Below are 17,811 nucleotides of genomic sequence, written 5' to 3'. Positions count from 1 at the left end.
GAAGAACCCCTCCCGATCACCCGAACGGCCCACGGCCCGGCCCGCCCAACCACCCGACGGCCACTGTCCGACCACCCGGCTAGGCTGCGAAGGACGGTTCCCACCCGCCCCGAGAGGTCCCGCATGTTCGTCCTGCACGCACTCTGGCGGGCGGACGGACGGCTGGCGCTCTGGGCCGAGGACGCCCGCGCCCACCCCGGGGTCGCCGAGCCCGGCCCCGACCGGCCCACCCCGCGCGCCCACCCCTACGCCTGCCCGGCCGCGAGCCTGGCCGCCCTGCTCGGCGGCATCGGCCCCGGCCTCGGCTGGCTCGCCGGCCAGGCTCCCGAACGCTGGGCCACCCTGCTGCTGCCCACCGTCGGCACCCTGCCCGCCCCCTCGCCCGACCTGCCCGTCGCCCCGCCGCGCGGCGGCGCCGTCCTCACCCCCTGGCGGGTGCCCGCGCTGCTCTTCGACGCCGGCGCCGCCGCCCAACTGCTCGGCGAGGTCCACGACCCGGACTGGGCCGTCACCGACGCCGACCTGCCCGGCACCGGCCGGGTCGAGGTGGTCTACGGCCCCTCGCTGCGCTGGCTCACCGGGGTGCACGACCTCGCCTGGCGGACGGTCGGCCGGGGCCGGGTGCTGCCCCTGCCCGTCCTCGACGACGGCCGCCCCCGGGCCCGCTGGCAGCCCGACCCCACCCCGGCCGGCCGCCGCGAGGCCGCTGCACTCGCGGCCGGCTGCCCACCCGTCCTGCTCGGCGAGTGGCCCACCGGCGCCGGCACCGGCGAGGCACTGCTCGACGCCGCCCTGGCCGCCCTGGTGGACGCCGAGGCCCGCGCCGCGCTGGCCGACACCCCCTTCCCCGACCCCGGCCGGAGCGCCGCCGGCCACTGGCTGCACGCCCTCACCACCCCCTCCGGCGAGGTCGAAGCCCCGCCCGAGGACCTCGCCGAGCTGCGCCGCCGGATCGACGACTGGTACGCCACCGCCCAGCCCGCCGACCCCGCCCTGCGACTCTGCTTCCGCCTGGTCGAACCGCTCGGTCCCGCCGACGACGACCCCGACGGCCGTCCCTCCGAAGACGCCTGGCGGCTGGAGTTCCTGCTCCAGGCCGTCGACGAGCCCTCCCTGCTGGTCCGCGCCGCCGACGTCCACGAGGGCGGCCCGGCCCACGCCGCCCTCGCCCGCAAGACCGGGCAGAGTCCGCAGGCCCCCGGCCCGACCGACACCCTGGTCGCCGAACTCGCCCGCGCCGCCCACCGCTGGCCCGCCCTGGACGGGCTGCGCCACCGCTCCCGCCCGTCCGCCCTCCCGCTCGACCGCTCCGGCGCCCTCGACTTCCTGCGCACCGCCGCCCCCGCACTCGCCGAGGCCGGCTTCGGCGTCCTGCTGCCCGCCTGGTGGCGCCGCCGCCCCCGACTCGGGCTGGCCCTGCGCGCCACCACCCCACCCGCCCCCGGCACCCTCGCCGTCACCAGCCAGGTCGACCGGGACGCCGTGGTCGCCTTCCGCTGGCAGGCCGCCCTCGGCCCGGACGGCACCCCGCTCACCGAACGGGAACTCGCCGAACTCGCCGCCGCCAAACAGGGCCTGGTGCGGGTCCGGGGCACCTGGCTGGAGGCCGACCCGGACCAGATCGCCGCCGCGCTCGCCTTCCTCACCGAACAGCGCGACGGCCTGCTGGCCGCCGCCGACCTGCTGCGCCTCGCCCTCGACCCGGAAGCCACGGTCGCCGGACTGCCGGTCACCGGCGTCCGGGTGGACGGCCCGCTCGGCGACCTGCTCGCCGGCGCCGGCACCACCCCCGCCCAACCCCCCTCCCTGCCGCCGGACTTCCACGCCGAACTGCGCCCGTACCAGCAGCGCGGACTCGCCTGGCTGGCGACCATGTCCCGGCTCGGCCTCGGCGCCGTCCTGGCCGATGACATGGGCCTCGGCAAGACCGTCCAGACCCTGGCCCTGCTGGCCTCCGAACAGGCCGAACAGCCCGCCGGGTCCGAACCCGCCCCCACCCTCCTGGTCTGCCCGATGTCCCTGGTCGGCAACTGGCAGCGCGAGGCCGAACGCTTCGCCCCCGGTCTGCGCCGCCACGTCCACCACGGCGCCGACCGCCTCGCCGCCGGCCAACTCGCCGAAGCCGTACGGGGCGCGGACCTGGTCATCACCACCTACGGGCTGGTGCAGCGGGACCTCGCCGCGCTGCGCGCGATCCGCTGGCGCCGGGTGGTCGCCGACGAGGCGCAGCACATCAAGAACACCGGCACCGCCCAGTCCCGGGCGATCCGCGCACTGCCCGTCACCGGGCACCGGATCGCCCTGACCGGCACCCCGGTGGAGAACCGGCTCGCCGAACTGCACGCCGTCCTGGACTTCGCCAACCCCGGTCTGCTCGGCCCGGCCGAGCGCTTCAAGGAGCGCTACGCGATCCCGGTCGAACTCCACCGCAGTCCCGAACGCACCGCCGAACTCCGGCGCCGCACCGCCCCGTTCGTGCTGCGTCGGCTCAAGTCGGACCCAGCGGTGGCGGCCGAGCTGCCCGCCAAGCAGGAGATGACCGTCTGGTGCAACCTCACCGCCGAACAGGCCGGCCTCTACCAGGCGGTGGTCGCCGACCTGCTCCAGCGGGTCGAGGGCATCCGGGGCGTGGAGCGGCGCGGCACGGTGCTGGCCGCGATCGGCAAGCTCAAGCAGGTCTGCAACCACCCGGCCCAACTGCTGCACGACGGTTCCCCGTTGGGCCAGCGGTCGGGCAAGGTCGCCCGGCTCGCCGAACTGCTGGAGGAGGCCTTGGCCGAGGGGGACCGCACCCTGGTCTTCACCCAGTACGCCGAGTTCGGCACCATGCTCCGCCCGTACCTGGAACGCCGACTCGGCGAGGAGGTGCTCTACCTGCACGGCGGCGTCCCCCGCACCCGCCGTGAGGAACTGGTCGAACGCTTCCAATCCCCGGACGGCCCACGGGTGTTCCTGCTCTCGCTACGGGCCGGCGGCACCGGCCTCAACCTGACCGCCGCCAACCAGGTGATCCACCTGGACCGTTGGTGGAACCCGGCGGTCGAGGAGCAGGCCACCGACCGCGCCTTCCGGATCGGCCAGCGCCGCGACGTCCAGGTCCGCCGCCTGGCCTGCGTCGGCACCGTCGAGGAGCGCATCGACGAACTCCTCACCGCCAAACGCCTGTTGGCCGACACCGTGGTGGGCGCCGGCGAGCACTGGCTCACCGACCTGCCCACCGAAGCGCTGCGCGAACTGGTCACCCTCACCCGCGAGGACGCCGTCGCCGAGGAGGACGCATGACCGACCAGCCACCGCCCCCCAGGGCCCCGATGGTCAACGTCGCCGCCTACTGGCGCGGCGACTTCACCCTGCGCCCACAACCCCCGGCCGACGAACCCGACGAACCCTCGCTGCACCGCCTCGGCCGCTCCGGCATCACCGTGCACGGCCGCGACCTCGCCACCCTGCTCGCCCCCGCCTACCAAGCCTTCCGCTCCTAGGGCGCGTCTGACAATTCCCGCCGCGCGCTGATCCGACGCGAATTGTCAGACGCGCCCTGGGGCTTCCCTGCGGTAGCGTCCGGAGGGTGACCGACACCCTCGACACTCGGCTCGCCGACTTCGAACAGCACCGGCGGATGGTCTTCGGCATCGCCTACCGGATGCTCGGCAGCGTCGCCGACGCCGAGGACCTGGTCCAGGACACCTGGCTGCGCTGGAGCCAGGTCACCGGCCCGGTCGCCAGCCCGGCCGGCTACCTGGCCCGTACGGTCACCAACCTCGCCCTCAACCGCCTCGACTCGGCCGCCGTCCGCCGCGAGTCCTACGTCGGCCCCTGGCTGCCCGAGCCGCTGGTCTCCGAGCCCGACGCGACCGACGGCGTCGAACGCGCCGAGAGCGTCTCGCTCGCCCTGCTGGTGGTGCTGGAGAGCCTCTCCCCGCTGGAGCGGGCGGTGTTCGTCCTCAAGGAGGCCTTCGGCTTCTCCTACCAGGAGATCGCCGAGGCCCTGGACCGCACCGAGGCCGCCTGCCGACAGGTCGGCAGCCGGGCCCGGGCGCACGTGCGCGCCCGCCGCCCCCGCTTCGACGCCCCGCCGGAGCTGCGCCGCCGGGCCACCGACGAGTTCCTGGCGGCCTGCGTCGGCGGCGACCTCAACCGGGTGCTCGCCCTGCTCGCCCCCGACGTCACCAGCTGGAGCGACGGCGGCGGCGTGATCCGCGCCGCCCTCCGCCCGGTCACCGGCGCCGAGAACGTCGCCCGCTTCATCCTCGGCGTGCTCCGCCAGCTGGGCGAGACCGCGCAAGCCCGCCCGGTCCTGGTCAACGGCCAGCCCGGCCTGCTGATCACCGTGGACGGCGCCGTCGACTCCGTCTCCGTCCTCGACTTCACCGAGAGCCCGGACGGCACCCTCCTGGTCTCCGCCGTCCGCGCCGTCCGCAACCCCCACAAGCTCACCCACCTCGCTTGACCCTCGACCAGGTCGAGCCCCGAGAGTCATCGGCATGGAGAGCGAGCTGCACAGCATCGGCGAACTGGCCCGCGCCAGCGGCCTGGGCGTCGGCACCCTGCGCTACTACGACGGCGCCGAGGTGCTCACCCCCGCCTGGGTCGACCCGCAGACCGGCTACCGCTGGTACCGGCCGGGCCAACTCGCCGACGCCCGGCTGCTGGCCCGGCTCCGCCGGGTCGGCCTGCCGCTGACCGACATCCGCGCCGTCCTGGCCGGCCACGGGGCCCAACGGGTCCTCGACGCCCACCTGCGCCGGCCGGAGGACGGGCTGACCGACGCCCGCCGAGAGCTCTCCCTGATCCGCACGATGATCGAGCAGAGGGAGCACCCGATGACCACCACCCCCGCCGAACTGCGCCTCACCGTCCGCGCCGACGGCCTGGCCGCCGCCCTGGACGCGGTCCGCTTCGCCGTCTGCGGTGACCCCGAACTGCCCTCCCTCGCCGGAGTCCTGTTCGAACCGGACGGCCCGGTCCTGCGCCTGGTCGCCACCGACCGCTACCGGATGGCCCTCGCCGAACTGCCCGCCATGGGCGCCCCCCAGCAGCCGACCCCCGGCACCACCGTCCCCACCGCCCTGGTCGACGCCCTGCGCGCACTGCTCCCCGACGGCCCGGCCGAGGTCACCCTCGCCCTGGGTGACGGCACCTTCCGCGCCGAGACCGGCGGCCACCGGATCGAGGGCACCGCACCCGACCTCGACTACCCCGACCACCGCGCCGCCACCCGCCTCGCCCCCCAGCACCGGATCACCCTGCCCGCCGCCGACCTCCGCGCAGCCATCGAAACCGGCGCCACCCGCACCCTCCCCTCCGGCCCGCACGGCGCCGACTGCCAGGTCACCGTGCTGACCCTCACCGAGGACGGCCACCTCACCGTCACCGACGACCCCACCCCCGACGACCGCCACATCGCCCTCAACCGCGACTTCCTCCTCGACGCCCTCCAGGCCGCGAACCCCGGACAACTCCTCCTCGAACTCGGCGGCCCCATCGCCCCGCTCGCCATCCGCACCCCCGGCCGCGCCGGCACCTACTCCGTCCTGATGCCCATCCGCCTCCCCGAACCCGCCTGAGGCAACGCCTGCCCGGACCCTCCGCATGAGGATCCGCCCCCCGGCGGGCGGCCCACTCCGGGCCGCCCGCCGGGGCGCCGGAACCCCAGTCGTCCTCCTGCACGTCTCCGGCACCCACCCCGCCCCCACCCTCACCCCCCACCCCACCCTCACCCCCCACCTCACCCCCTCCCCCTCCCCACCCGCCCCAGGCGAGAGGGACGCGCTGCGGGAGGGGGCGGTGGAGGGGGTGGGTGCGGAGAGGGGCGTGACGGGTGATTTTCAGACTGCCAACGGTCTCAACCCCCCGCCCACAGAGTCGGCAGTCGGAAAATCACCCAGCCCCCGGAGCGCCCACCCCCGGAACCGCCCCCGGCGCCACCCACCCTCCCGAAAGCCCACCCCCCAACGACAGCCCCGCGCAGCGGCCCCCCTCGCTAGCCCCCCGCTAGCACCCTGCTTGCAATTGCAAGCACAATCCCGCAAGCTACCCCCATGGCCTCCCTCAACGTCGGCTCCCTCGGCGAGTACATCCGCGAACAGCGCCGCAACGCGCAATACTCGCTGCGCCAGCTGGCGGAGGCCGCCGGTGTGTCCAACCCGTACCTCAGCCAGATTGAGCGAGGGTTGCGCAAGCCGAGCGCGGAGATCCTGCAGCAGATCGCGAAGGCGCTGCGGATCTCGGCGGAGACGCTGTACGTCCAGGCCGGGATCCTGGAGGAGCGGCGGGGTGAGGGCCTGGAACTGCGGGCCTCGATCCTGGCCGATCCGCTGATCAACGAGCAGCAGAAGCAGGCGCTGCTCGCGGTCTACGACGCCTTCCTCAAGGAGAACGCCGCTTCGGCCTCCACCCCGACGACCGACGGCGCGGCCACCCAGAACACCCACCGGGAGGACCGGTAAGCATGCCGATCACCGACGAGATCAAGAAGACCCTCACCGACCCGACCCCGCTGTACGCCCTGGCCGGCGCCGGGGACCTCGCGTACGAGAAGCTGCGCGAGGTGCCGGGCAAGGTCGAGGCGCTGGCGGCAGACCGCCAGGGCGCGCAGGAGCTGGCCACCGCCAGGCTGCACGAGGCGCAGGAGCTGCTGGCCGGCGCGCCGGCCAAGGTCACCGAGGCCGTCACCGCGTTCCCCACCGACCTGAAGGTCCTGCAGGAGCGGGCCCAGGGCTTCGCCCTGCAGCAGGTGGCCCGCGCGCTGGAGCTGGCCGTCCGCGCCAAGGAGACCTACGACGAGCTGGCCGAGCGCGGCAAGGTCGTGGTCGACAAGGCCCGCCCCCAGGCCGACCCCACCGAGCCCCTCGAAGCCGAACTCGTGGACGACCCCGCCGCGGCCCCCGCTCCCATCCCCACCCCGAAGAAGCCCGCGAAGGCCCGGAAGAACACCCCCGACGCCACCGACTGACCTCACCCCCCCCGCCGCCCGGAGCACGCGCCCGCCGCCCGGGGCACATCCACCGGTGCCGGGACGTTCACCCCGTGCGGGCGGCCGCCGTGCCAGGATGGGCGGCGGCCGGGGCGCAGCAAGCCGAGAGACGTAGGAGATCGCGATGACCGGAGTGTTCCAGATCCTGGCCTTTTCCTACCTGAACCCGTTCTGGTGGATGGCCGTGGCCATCCTCGGCTACAAGTTCTTCGCGCTGGTCGACGCGGCCACCCGCCGGGAGGACGCCTACCGGGCGGCGGACAAGAAGACCAAGGGCTTCTGGCTGGCCGTCCTGGGCATCAGCTTCGGCTGGGACCTGCTGTTCGGGGCGAACTTCCTCGGCAGCATCGGCACCCTGGCCGGCCTGGTGGCCTCGATCGTGTACGTGGTGGACGTCCGCCCCGCGATCCGGGCCCTGACCGGCGGCACCGGCCACGGCGGCCGGAGCAACACCGGCCCGTACGGCCCCTGGTGAACCGAGTGGAACACCGCAGCCCGGGAGGGGAGTTCACCCCGCCCGGGCTGCGGTCTGTCCGCCTCAGCCCAGGATCAGCTGCTCCGGATTCCGTTCCAGCAGCAGCACCGCGACGTCGTCGGTGAGCGCCCCGCCGTTCAGCTCTTCGACCTCGGCGATCGCGCTGTCGACCAGCCGCCCCCGGGTGAGCCCGGCGGCCTGGTGGTCGGCGATCAGGTCGGCGAGCCCGTCCTGGCCGAGGCGGCGAGACCCGGCCCCGACCCGGCCCTCGATCAGCCCGTCGGTGTAGAGCAACAGCCGCCAGCCGGGCTGGAGTTCGAGCTCTTGGGCGGGCCAGGCGGCCGCCCCGTCGTGGCACGGCAGCAGGCCGAGCGCGGGCCCGGCGAGGTCGGCGGGCAGGCTGGCCGGGGCGTGGTCGCGGCCGAGCAGCATCGGCGCCGGGTGCCCGGCGAGGTAGAGGCGGGCCCGTTCGCGGCCGCCGAGCGCGCCGGGTTCGGTGCTCCGGCCTCCGTCGGGTCCGCTGCTCCGGCCTCCGCCGGGTTCGGTGCTCGGGCCGACGCCGGGTCCGCTGCTCCGGCCTCCCTCGGGCTCGCTGCTCCGGCCGCCGCTGGGCTCGATGACGAGCATGCAGAGCGTCGCGAAGATCTCGTCGCTGCGCCGTTCGTGCTCCAGCACGTGCTGGAGCGTGGTGAGCAGGGTCTCGCCGGTGAGGCCGGCGAAGACCAGGGTGCGCCACGCTATCCGGAGGGCGACGCCGAGCGCGGCCTCGTCCGGGCCGTGGCCGCAGACGTCGCCGATCACGACGTGGACGGTGCCGTCGTCGGTGCGCACGGCGTCGTAGAAGTCGCCGCCGAGCAGGGCGCGGCGGCGGCCGGGCCGGTAGCGCCGGGTGAAGGAGAGGCCGGCGCCGTCCAGCAGCGGGGTGGGGAGCAGGTGGCGCTGTAGCCGGGCGTTCTCCTGGCCGCGCAACTCGGCCTCGACCAGGCGGCGTTGGGATTCGTCGGCGCGCTTGCGTTCGACGGCGTAGCGCAGGGCGCGGGCCAGCAGCGGGCCGTCCGTCTCGTGCTTGAGCAGGAAGTCCTGGGCGCCCGCGGCGACGGCGGCGGCGCCGAGTTCGGCCCCGGCGACGTCGGTGAGCACCACCACCGGCAGGTGCGGGGCGCGGCGGAGCAGTTCGTGCAGGCCTTCCAGGCCGTCCGAGGCCCCGCCGGCCCGGGCGGCGGGGGAGGCGAGGTCGAGCAGCACGCAGCCGAACTCGCCGCCGCGGTTGCGCCCGCGCCGGGCGGCGGGGGAGGACTGGGCGAGCAGTTGGGTGGCCTGTGCGAGGCCGCGGGCCCAGTGGATCTCGATCGAGGTGCCGCTGTCGGCGACCGCGGCCTTGATCAGTTGGGCGTCCGAGGCGTCGTCCTCGATGACCAGCAGCCGCAGTGGCGCGTCGCCGCCGTCGACGGGACCGTCCGGGGCCGCCGGGGTGGGCGCCGTCCCGGCGGGGTGGGAGGGGTGGCGGGTGCCGTGCGCGGTCCGGAGCGGCTGCGAGCGGGGGTGGGGTATCGGGGGAGTGGCCGTGGCCGGACCGGTGGTCGCCTGGCGGGTACGGGCATGGCCGACGGGGGCGCCGTCGTGGGCGCCCGGCAGGTCCGCGGCACCAGGTGCCCGCCCGTCTCCCGTTGCGGGCATCGGTGGTTCCTCCCTTTCCCCGACTGCGTAACGGCCGGCGTCCGTTCGCAGTGCCCGCCTGGCACCGCGCCTCGGGGAACTTCTCGCGACCATAACGTGATCTCCGGGGATTTCTCTGGCCGACCGGCGCCGTTGTGGCTATTGCCACGCCGGTAGCGGCGTGATGATCGGATTCGGACAATGGCTCGGATCCCGGTCCGGCGGCTGTCGGACGGGCCCGGGGAAGGGGGCAGGTGGTGGTGACACGGATCACCCTGGTCGAGGGTGACATCACGGAACAGCGGGTGGACGCGGTGGTGAACGCCGCCAACTCGTCCCTGCTGGGCGGTGGCGGGGTGGACGGCGCGATCCACCGCAAGGGCGGGCCGCAGATCCTGGAGGAGTGCCGCCGGCTGCGGGCCTCGCACTGGGGCAAGGGGCTGCCCATCGGGCGGGCGGTGGCGACCACGGCGGGCCGGCTGCCGGCCCGCTGGGTGGTGCACACCGTCGGGCCGGTGTACCTGGCGGAGGAGTACGAGGAGCGGGCTGGGCTGCTGGCCTCCTGCTATCGCGAGTCGCTGCGCACGGCGGCCGGGTTGGGCGCGCGCACGGTGGCCTTCCCGGCGGTGTCGGCCGGGATCTTCGGCTGGCCGCCGGCGGACGCGGCCCGGATCGCGCTGGGCACCGTCGCCGAGGTGCTGGGCGGTGGTGACGCGCTGGCGGGGGCGGAGCTGGCGGAGGTGCGGTTCGTGCTGTTCGGGGCGGAGATGTACGGGGTGTTCGAACGGGCCCGGGAGGAGCTGCTCGGGCCGGAGGGCTGACACCCGGCCGTGGGGCCGGGCAGGGTGAGCGCCGGGCGGCGTGTGGTGTCGCCGCCCGGTGGGTCCATCGTGGCGTGACGAGGCGTCAACACGCCAGAGATATTCGATAACTCGTTCGAGTGAAAGTCGAAGGGAAGGCCCTCGCCGCCCACCCGCACCCGGAACGCGCGGCTACGGCGCGAGCCGCCCGCTACGGCGCGAGCGCCGTCCAGGGCAGCGTGACCTCGCCCTGCCGCCACCGCCCGCGCGCGTCCACCAGCGGCCACCCGCCCGCCAGCGCGGTGCAGGCCGCCACCCAGCGCTGCCGCGCCCCGAACGCCCCGTACGGCGCGGCCGCCGCCCAGGCCCGGTCGAAGTCGGTCAGGAAGGCGTGCACCGGCCGCCCCGGCACGTTGTGGTGGATCAGCGCCTTCGGCAGCCGTTCGGCCAGGTCGGAGGGCTGGCCCAGGCCGCCCAGCCGGGCCGCGAAGGTCACCGTCCGGGGCCCCTCCGGCCCCAGCGCGACCCAGACGTGCCGCCGCCCGATCTCGTCGCAGGTGCCCTCGACCAACAGCCCGTCCGGGGCGAGCCGGGCGCACAGCCGCTCCCACACCCCGGCCACCGCCGACTCGTCGTACTGCCGCAGCACGTTGGCCGCCCGGATCAGCTGGGCCGGTCCGCCGCCGTCCAGCGGCACCTCGAAGCCGCCGCGCCGGAAGGTGAGCAGCGGCGGCTCGGCGTAGGGCAGCGCGGCCGCGACCCGCTCCGGCTCGATCTCGATCCCGACCACCCGGACGTCGGGCCGCACCGTGCGCAGCCGTCCGGCCAGTTCCACCGCCGTCCACGGCGCCGCGCCGTAGCCGAGGTCGACCGCCACCGGCGGCCGCTCGGCGGCGCGCAGCGTCCGGCCCAGGGTGTGGGCGATCCAGCGGTCCATCCGGCGCAGCCGGTTGGTGTTGGTGGTGCCCCGGGTGACCGTCCCGACCGGCCGTCCGGTCCGTCCGCGGGCGGGCGCGGCGGTCGCGGGGTCGAAGGAGGCAGCCATGCCCAGAAGGGTAGTCGGCGCCCGCGGAGCCGGTCGGCCACCGCCCTGACCTGTGCGGATGCCGCCCCGGCCGACCGGTCGCCGGGACCGGGAATGCCGGACGACCGCGAGGTGGTTGGCACACTGGTGGTGATGTGTGCCCGGGACGGGGCAGCGCACACCGGACATGCGGCGGCCCGTTCACGCGGACCGCCGAGACGGGCCGCACACGAGGAGGCTTCAGCCAGGTGATCCAGCACCCCGTCCGTTCGGTACGCCGTGCCCAGTCCGCCGCGCCCGCGCGCGGCCGGCTGCAGTCGCTGGTCCCGGGCCGCCGCCGCCCGCGCCGGATAGCCATGCTCAGCGTGCACACCTCGCCGCTGCACCAGCCCGGTACCGGGGACGCCGGCGGGATGAACGTCTACATCGTCGAGCTGGCGAAACGCCTGGCCGAGCTCAACATCGAGGTCGAGGTGTTCACCCGGGCGATCTGCTCGGACGACGCGCCGACCGTCGAGCTGGCCCCGGGCGTGCTGGTCCGGCACGTCACCGCCGGACCGTACGAGGGTCTGATCAAGGAGGACCTGCCGGCCCAGCTGTGCGCCTTCACCCACGGGGTGCTGCGGACGGAGGCGGGCCACCGCCCCGGCCACTACGACCTGGTGCACTCGCACTACTGGCTCTCCGGGCAGGTCGGCTGGCTGGCCGCGCAGCGCTGGGGGGTGCCGCTGGTGCACACCATGCACACCATGGCGAAGGTCAAGAACGCCGCGCTGGCCGAGGGCGACACGCCCGAGCCCGCGGCCCGGGTGATCGGCGAGACCCAGGTGGTCGAGGCGGCCGACCGGCTGATCGCCAACACCACCGAGGAGGCCGCCGAGCTGGCGCTGCACTACTCCGCCCGGCCGGACCAGCTGGCCGTCGTCCACCCCGGGGTCAACCTGGACGTCTTCCGCCCCGGCGGCCCGCGGGCCGGGGCCGACGCCCGGGCCCGGCTGGGCCTGCCGCAGGACGCCGCGGTGCTGCTGTTCGCCGGACGGATCCAGCCGCTGAAGGCACCGGACGTGCTGCTGCGGGCGGTCGCCGCGCTGCTGGGGCGCCGTCCGGAGCTGCGCGAGCGGCTGGTGGTGCCGGTGGTCGGCGGGCCGTCGGGCACCGGGCTGGCCCGCCCGGAGAGCCTGCACAAGCTGGCCGCCCAGCTGGGCATCGGCGACGTGGTGCGCTTCCACCCCCCGGTCGGCCAGGCCCGGCTGGCGGACTGGTACCGCGCGGCGACGGCCCTGGTGATGCCCTCGTACAGCGAGTCCTTCGGCCTGGTCGCGCTGGAGGCCCAGGCCTGCGGCACCCCGGTGGTGGCGGCCGCGGTCGGTGGCCTGCCGGTCGCCGTGCGGGACGGCGAGTCCGGCACCCTGGTGCACGGCCACGACCCGATGGCGTGGGCGCACGCGCTGGAGCCGTACGTCACCGACCCGGCGCTGGTGGCCCGGCGCGGCGCGGCGGCGGCCCGGCACGCGGCCGCCTTCGGCTGGGACACCGCCGCGGCGACCACCGCCGAGGTGTACGCCGGCAGCCTGGCCCGCCCGGCCGGCCGGCTGGCGGTGGCCCGCCGCCGGGCCTGAGGGGCCCGGGCGGGTCCGCCCGGGCTGCCGGAGAGAGGTACCGCCGAGTAACGTCACCCCCATGGCAATCCGCACCAAGGACGAGGCCCTGACCCTCCTGCGCACCGCCCTGGACGACGCCGGGGTGGCCTGGGAGCCGGCCGCCACCGACCCGTACACCCTGGTGGCGACCCTCCCGGGCACCCGCAAGCTGAGCACCACCTGCGCGTTGCGGGTCGGCGACCACACCCTGTCGGTGAACGCCTTCGTGATCCGCCGCCCGGACGAGAACCACGAGGCCGTCTACCGCTGGCTGCTGGAGCGCAACACCCGCCTCTACGGCGTCGCCTATGCGATGGACGCGCTCGGCGACGTCTACCTGGCCGGCCGGCTGCCGCTGGAGGTGCTCACCCCGGACGCCGTCGACCGGCTGCTCGGCACGGTGCTGGAGAACGCCGACGAGCCCTTCAACACCCTGCTGGAGCTGGGCTTCGCCTCGGCGATCCGGCGCGAGTGGGAGTGGCGCACCAAGCGCGGGGAGTCCACCCGCAACCTGGCCGCCTTCGCCCACCTGGCCGCCCCGACCGCCGACTGACCGGTCTCCGACCGACCGACTCCGACCGACCGACTCCGACCGACCGACTCCGGCCGACCCGGGCCGGGCCGCTCAGGCGCCCGCCGGAGCCGTCTCGGCCGCCGCCCCGGCCGCCGTCTCGGCCTCAGTCCCGGGCGCCGCCACCGCGACGGCCGCCACGACCCCGGTGCCGGTCGCCCCGGCCGGGGCTCCGGACCGCTTCCCCAGCACCGCGTACCCGACCGCGGCGACCGTGCCGCACACCCCGCACGCGCCCCACAGCACCCCGCCACCGGCGTGGTCCAGCACCACACCGCCCACGGCCGGGCCGAGGAAGAGGGCGAGCGACCAGGAGAGCGAGTAGACGCCCTGGTAGCGGCCGCGCGCATGGGTCGGGGACAGCTCGGCGACCAGACCCATCAGGGTCGGCGTGTAGCCGATCTCCCCGATCGTCCAGACCGCCACGGTGACGGCGTAGAACCACGCCGACGTCCCGGCCAGGGCCGTCATCCCGAAGCCCCAGCCGATCAGCAGCGCGGCGGCCGCCAGCATCGCCGTTCGACTGCGCCCTTCGACCCACCGGGTGAGCGGGATCTGCAACAGCACGATCAGCAGCCCGTTCAGGCCGATGACCAGGCCGTACTGGGAGGAGGTGATCCCCTGCTCGCCCATCGCCACCGGGAGCGTGGTGGAGGACTGCTGCATCACCAGGGCGAGCAGCAGGGTGAGCCCGACCACCGCCATGAAGCGGCTGTCGCGGATCACCGTGCCGAGGCCGACCGCCGGTTCGTCCGCCCGCGCCGCCGGGGCGTCGGGCTTGGTCTCCGGGATCCTGACGAAGATCACCACCGCGCAGAGCAGCGTGGAGACCGCGTCCAGCAGGAACAGCGTGAGGTAGCCGTAGGTGGCGATCAGGCCGGCGACGGCCGAGGAGAGGCCGAAGCCCAGGTTGATCGCCCAGAAGTTCAGCGAGTAGGCACGGACCCGGTCGGCGGCCGGGACGATGTCCGCGATGATCGCCGAGATGGCCGGCCGGGTGGCGTTGTTGCAGAAGCCGACCAGGAAGGCCACCACGGCGATCGCCACCTGGCCGTCCGTGAAGCCGAGCACGGCGGTGCACAGGGCGGTGCCGAGCTGGGCGCCGAGCAGGGTCGGCCGGCGGCCGATCCGGTCGGCCAGGATGCCGGCGACGATCGACGAGATCGCCGCCCCGAGCCCGAACAGGGAGGCGACCAGGCCCGCGTAGGAAGCCGAGTACCCCCGGTCGCTGGTGAGGTAGAGCGACAGGAAGGTGACCACGAACGCGCCGAGCCGGTTGACCAGCGTCGAGACCCAGAGCCACCAGAACGCCCGCGGCAACCCGCCCGTCGTCTCGCGGACCATTCTTCGGAACCGGGGGTCGGTGGCCGGGGCGACGGGCATGTGGGGGCTCCCGAGGGCAGGCGTCCGCTGAGCGGCGCGGGCAGGCCCGGTCAGCCGACGGGTGTAAGCGGCAGATAGCCGCGGCACAGATTACCCAGCCGCCCAAGGTCCCCACCAGGGGTTTTCGGGCCCTCCACTAAGCTGGGGGCCATGGCTGACACGACGTACCGACTCATCCTGCTCCGTCACGGCGAGAGCCAGTGGAACCAGAAGAACCTGTTCACCGGTTGGGTCGACGTCGACCTCAACGAGAAGGGCGAGAAGGAGGCCGCCCGCGGTGGCGAGCTCCTGGCCGCCGAGGGCCTGTTCCCCGACGTGGTGCACACCTCGCTGCTGCGCCGCGCCATCCGGACCTCGCAGATCGCCCTGGACAAGGCCGACCGGCACTGGATCCCGGTCAGCCGCAGCTGGCGCCTGAACGAGCGCCACTACGGTGCGCTGCAGGGCAAGGACAAGGCCCAGACCCTGGCCGAGTTCGGCGAGGAGCAGTTCCAGCTGTGGCGCCGCTCCTACGACACCCCGCCGCCGGTGCTGGCCGACGGCGCCGAGTACTCGCAGGCCGGTGACGCCCGCTACGCCGACATCCCGAGCGAGCTGCGTCCGCGCACCGAGTGCCTGAAGGACGTCGTCGAGCGGATGCTCCCGTACTGGTACGACGCCATCGTCCCGGACCTCGCCGCCGGCAAGACCGTCCTGGTCACCGCCCACGGCAACAGCCTGCGCGCGCTGGTCAAGCACCTCGACGGCATCTCCGACGCCGACATCGCGGGCCTGAACATCCCGACCGGCATCCCGCTGGTCTACGAGCTGGACGCCGACTTCAAGCCGGTCGCCAAGGGCGGCCGCTACCTCGACGCGGACGCCGCCGCGGCCGCCATCGAGGCGGTCAAGAACCAGGGCAAGAAGTAATCCGCCTGCCGAAACGGCCCCTCACCTGTGCTTTTGGCGCTGGTGAAGGGCCGTTTTCATTCCTGGGCCGTCTATGGGCCGTCAGCCTTCGTGATCTTGGGGCGTGAAGATCCCTTCGATCGCCTTACGAGCCCGGTGCCGGCTGTCCGGCATCAGGTGGGCGTACACCCGGAGCGTCAGCCCGGGATCGGCGTGGCCCAGGTACTCGCTGACGGCCTTGATGCTCTCCCCGGCGTCCAGCAGGACCGACGCGAAGAAGTGCCGGAGTGCGTGCATGCCGTGCTCGCGGGCGGATGCGTAGGACTCCCCCTTGCCCGGCGTCGGGATGACCCCGGCGGCGGCCAGCGCGGGCTTCCAGTGGTCTTCGTTCAGCATGCCGCGCCAGACGATCGAGTCGGACAGGCTGGTGAAGATCAGGCGCTTCGTCAGCGGCGGTCCACCCACCTTCATCCACGGCAGCGTGATCTCCACCGCCGGGAACCGCTCCATGTGGGCCCTGAGCGCGTCGGCCACCGGCCGGGGGAGCGGCACGCTCCGCAGCGTCCCGCCCTTCGGCGGCGCGAACACCGGCTTGCTCCGGCTCAGCTTGAGCTGCTGGGTGACGTGCATCGTGCTCGCGTCGAAGTCCAGCGCGTCCACGGCCAGGCCCAGGATCTCGCCCTGCCGAAGCCCGCAGCCGGCGCCCACGTCCACCGTCGCCCGGTACCGCTCGGTCATGGCCTCCCGAACGGCGAACACCCGCTCCGGCTCCCACGGGACGACCCGCCGGGCCCCGACGACCGGCGGGCGCACGGTCTGGGCGACGCACGGGTTCCGGAGCAGGATGCCGTCGTCCACGGCCGCGCTCAGCACGGCCCGTACGTTGGAGAAGATCACCCGGGCGTACGACCCCGACATGCCGGAGGTCTCCAACTCAGCCACGAACTCCCGGATGTGGCTGGGCTGGAACGCACTGAGCGGCCGGGCCCCGATCCGCGGGAAGGCGTGCCGCCGCAGCTGCGACTGCATCGAGGCCTGCGTGTTGGGGTCGCTGGTCTGGCTCCTCAGCCATTGCTCGGCGAACTCCTGAAACGTGGTCTTCGCCGTCGTCGGGTCGAGGTACTGGCCGCGCGACATGTCGGCCTCGATCCGGGCCAGCCACTCCTCCGCCTGCCGCTTCTGCCGGTCGGGGAAGCTCTTGCTCTTCTCGGTACCGTCCGGGGCGACGTACCGGGCGCGGTAGCGCTTGCCGGTGCCGTAGCGATCGGTGCGGATGCGCTGCGGCTTGCCGTCGGGGCCGTTCTCGGTCTTGTACCAGCGGTCTTGGATGTGTCCGGCCATGGGGCCGCTCCTTGTGGTGGTGTCTGTAGCGGGGTGCCAGAGGGTTGAAGATCAGGTCCCAGCGGGGGTGACAGAGGGGTGCCAGTCGGTGCCTGTCACCCCTCGCGCGCACGCGTTACCTGGGGGAATCGGCCTCAGGTGACAGTCGCCGACTGGCGCCTGTCACCTGACAGTTGGCCTAGGCGGCGGCCTGGTGGGTCTGGTCGGAGACCCACTGGGCGACGGCGTCGGGGTGGTAGCGGAGGTGTCTGCCGACGCGGAAGGCGGGCGGGCCGGTGCGCTTGCGGCGCCACTGGTAGACGGTCTCCAGCGGGACGCCGAAGAGGGCGGCGACGTCCTCGGGAGTGAGAAAGCGGGTGGGCAGGGCGACCACGGTGGGTCGCGGGTCGTCCGGGGTGTGGCGGTTGGCCACGGTGTCCTCCTTGGCGGTTGGGCTGTCGTCTGCCTGTCGCCTCACCTGTCTGTCACCTGTCGCCTGTCACCTGTCCTGTCGCCTGTCGTCCGCAGGTCAGGGGGTAGTTTCGGGGCTGTGGGGCCTGTTTCGGGGTGGGGGCGACAGGCGACAGGTGACAGGTGGGTCGGGCAGGCGGTGCCGGGCCGACCGGGGTGGTTGCGGTGGGTGATGGCGTCGGGGGTGTCAGAGCCGTCAGGACCCGTCAGAACGGTCCTCGGATGGTCGGCTCAGAGGCGTCAGGGCCGTCAGGACGGTCGGCGGGTGGGGTGTCAGGGCCGTCAGGGTGGCTGCCGGGTGGGGCGTCAGGGGCGTCAGAACGGGGTGTCAGACGCGTCAGGCGGGGGGTTTCTCGCGCGCGTGCGCGCGTTACCCGGGGGTTTGGGCGTCAGCGGCGTCAGAGGGTTTCTGGCACCTGGGGCCTGACGGCCGGGGGTCGGTCCTTCGGTGACGCTGTGTCGGCCGGGGGCTTCCTCGCGCGTACGCGTGTACGCGTACGTGGGGCTCCCGGATTCACGGATCGGGCGGTGATGGTGAGCGCGGAGCGTGACCTCCCACCCACCCCCCACCCGGCCGGAGAACGGCCTCCCGGGCCCCTGAGCGGGT

16 protein-coding genes are annotated in these 17,811 nt (G+C 74.4%); 11 read left to right on the top strand and 5 right to left on the bottom strand.

Annotated elements, in window-relative coordinates:
* Positions 1-123: 123 nt before the first annotated feature.
* The 7 genes from ACZ47G_RS02190 (at position 124) to ACZ47G_RS02160 (ending at position 7,451) form a co-directional block, all read left to right on the top strand.
* Complete coding sequence (locus tag ACZ47G_RS02190) at positions 124-3,282, top strand: DEAD/DEAH box helicase (protein WP_465739525.1); 3,159 nt, start codon at positions 124-126, stop codon at positions 3,280-3,282.
* Positions 3,279-3,482 carry a hypothetical protein gene (locus ACZ47G_RS02185; protein ID WP_465739524.1) on the top strand — a complete coding sequence of 68 codons (204 nt, stop codon included), beginning with the start codon at positions 3,279-3,281 and terminating at the stop codon, positions 3,480-3,482. Before ACZ47G_RS02190 ends, ACZ47G_RS02185 begins: the two co-directional genes overlap by 4 nt.
* A gap of 86 nt (positions 3,483-3,568) precedes the next feature.
* Positions 3,569-4,450 (top strand): RNA polymerase sigma-70 factor, encoded by an 882-nt coding sequence (locus ACZ47G_RS02180; RefSeq protein ID WP_465739523.1) that lies wholly within the window; start codon positions 3,569-3,571, stop codon positions 4,448-4,450.
* Positions 4,451-4,484: 34 nt separating this feature from the next.
* Positions 4,485-5,567 (top strand): DNA polymerase III subunit beta family protein, encoded by a 1,083-nt coding sequence (locus tag ACZ47G_RS02175; protein ID WP_465739522.1) that lies wholly within the window; start codon positions 4,485-4,487, stop codon positions 5,565-5,567.
* A 474-nt stretch (positions 5,568-6,041) separates the two neighbouring features.
* Positions 6,042-6,449 carry a helix-turn-helix domain-containing protein gene (locus ACZ47G_RS02170; RefSeq protein WP_380462439.1) on the top strand — a complete coding sequence of 136 codons (408 nt, stop codon included), beginning with the start codon at positions 6,042-6,044 and terminating at the stop codon, positions 6,447-6,449.
* 2 nt (positions 6,450-6,451) lie between these two features.
* Positions 6,452-6,955, top strand: a complete 504-nt coding sequence (locus ACZ47G_RS02165; RefSeq protein ID WP_465739521.1) for a hypothetical protein — start codon at positions 6,452-6,454, stop codon at positions 6,953-6,955.
* 145 nt (positions 6,956-7,100) lie between these two features.
* Positions 7,101-7,451, top strand: a complete 351-nt coding sequence (locus tag ACZ47G_RS02160; protein ID WP_465739520.1) for a DUF2516 family protein — start codon at positions 7,101-7,103, stop codon at positions 7,449-7,451.
* 63 nt (positions 7,452-7,514) lie between these two features.
* On the opposite strand, the gene ACZ47G_RS02155 is transcribed toward ACZ47G_RS02160, so the two are convergent.
* Positions 7,515-9,128: a PP2C family protein-serine/threonine phosphatase gene (locus tag ACZ47G_RS02155; protein ID WP_465739519.1), complete on the bottom strand. Its 1,614-nt coding sequence runs from the start codon at positions 9,126-9,128 to the stop codon at positions 7,515-7,517.
* 239 nt (positions 9,129-9,367) lie between these two features.
* Here ACZ47G_RS02155 and ACZ47G_RS02150 point away from each other — a divergent pair, with 239 nt between their 5' ends.
* The gene (locus ACZ47G_RS02150; RefSeq protein ID WP_465739518.1) at positions 9,368-9,928 is read left to right on the top strand and encodes an O-acetyl-ADP-ribose deacetylase; all 561 of its coding nucleotides are present in this window, start codon (positions 9,368-9,370) and stop codon (positions 9,926-9,928) included.
* Positions 9,929-10,118: 190 nt separating this feature from the next.
* On the opposite strand, the gene ACZ47G_RS02145 is transcribed toward ACZ47G_RS02150, so the two are convergent.
* Entirely contained in the window at positions 10,119-10,952 is an 834-nt protein-coding gene (locus ACZ47G_RS02145; protein ID WP_465739517.1) for a methyltransferase domain-containing protein, read from the bottom strand.
* Positions 10,953-11,179: 227 nt separating this feature from the next.
* Between ACZ47G_RS02145 and mshA the strand changes: the two genes are divergently transcribed.
* Positions 11,180-12,550: a D-inositol-3-phosphate glycosyltransferase gene (gene mshA / locus ACZ47G_RS02140; protein ID WP_380462446.1), complete on the top strand. Its 1,371-nt coding sequence runs from the start codon at positions 11,180-11,182 to the stop codon at positions 12,548-12,550.
* A gap of 61 nt (positions 12,551-12,611) precedes the next feature.
* On the top strand, positions 12,612-13,124 hold the full coding sequence (locus ACZ47G_RS02135) for a type III secretion system chaperone family protein (protein ID WP_380462447.1): 513 nt from the start codon (positions 12,612-12,614) through the stop codon (positions 13,122-13,124).
* Between the two features lie 72 nt (positions 13,125-13,196).
* On the opposite strand, the gene ACZ47G_RS02130 is transcribed toward ACZ47G_RS02135, so the two are convergent.
* Positions 13,197-14,525 (bottom strand): MDR family MFS transporter, encoded by a 1,329-nt coding sequence (locus ACZ47G_RS02130; protein WP_465739516.1) that lies wholly within the window; start codon positions 14,523-14,525, stop codon positions 13,197-13,199.
* Between the two features lie 150 nt (positions 14,526-14,675).
* Between ACZ47G_RS02130 and ACZ47G_RS02125 the strand changes: the two genes are divergently transcribed.
* Positions 14,676-15,434 (top strand): phosphoglyceromutase, encoded by a 759-nt coding sequence (locus ACZ47G_RS02125; protein ID WP_380462449.1) that lies wholly within the window; start codon positions 14,676-14,678, stop codon positions 15,432-15,434.
* Positions 15,435-15,515: 81 nt separating this feature from the next.
* Here the strand turns inward: ACZ47G_RS02125 and ACZ47G_RS02120 are convergent, their stop codons facing one another.
* Together ACZ47G_RS02120 and ACZ47G_RS02115 are read right to left on the bottom strand one after the other, a co-directional pair.
* Positions 15,516-16,754: a tyrosine-type recombinase/integrase gene (locus ACZ47G_RS02120; protein WP_465739515.1), complete on the bottom strand. Its 1,239-nt coding sequence runs from the start codon at positions 16,752-16,754 to the stop codon at positions 15,516-15,518.
* A 178-nt stretch (positions 16,755-16,932) separates the two neighbouring features.
* The gene (locus tag ACZ47G_RS02115) at positions 16,933-17,166 is read right to left on the bottom strand and encodes a helix-turn-helix domain-containing protein (RefSeq protein WP_465739514.1); all 234 of its coding nucleotides are present in this window, start codon (positions 17,164-17,166) and stop codon (positions 16,933-16,935) included.
* Positions 17,167-17,811: the final 645 nt, after the last annotated feature.

Source organism: Kitasatospora sp. NPDC030952, from assembly GCF_055571335.1.
Note: the sequence above shows the minus strand (reverse complement) of the source record. Positions and strands in the feature narration are given on the sequence as shown.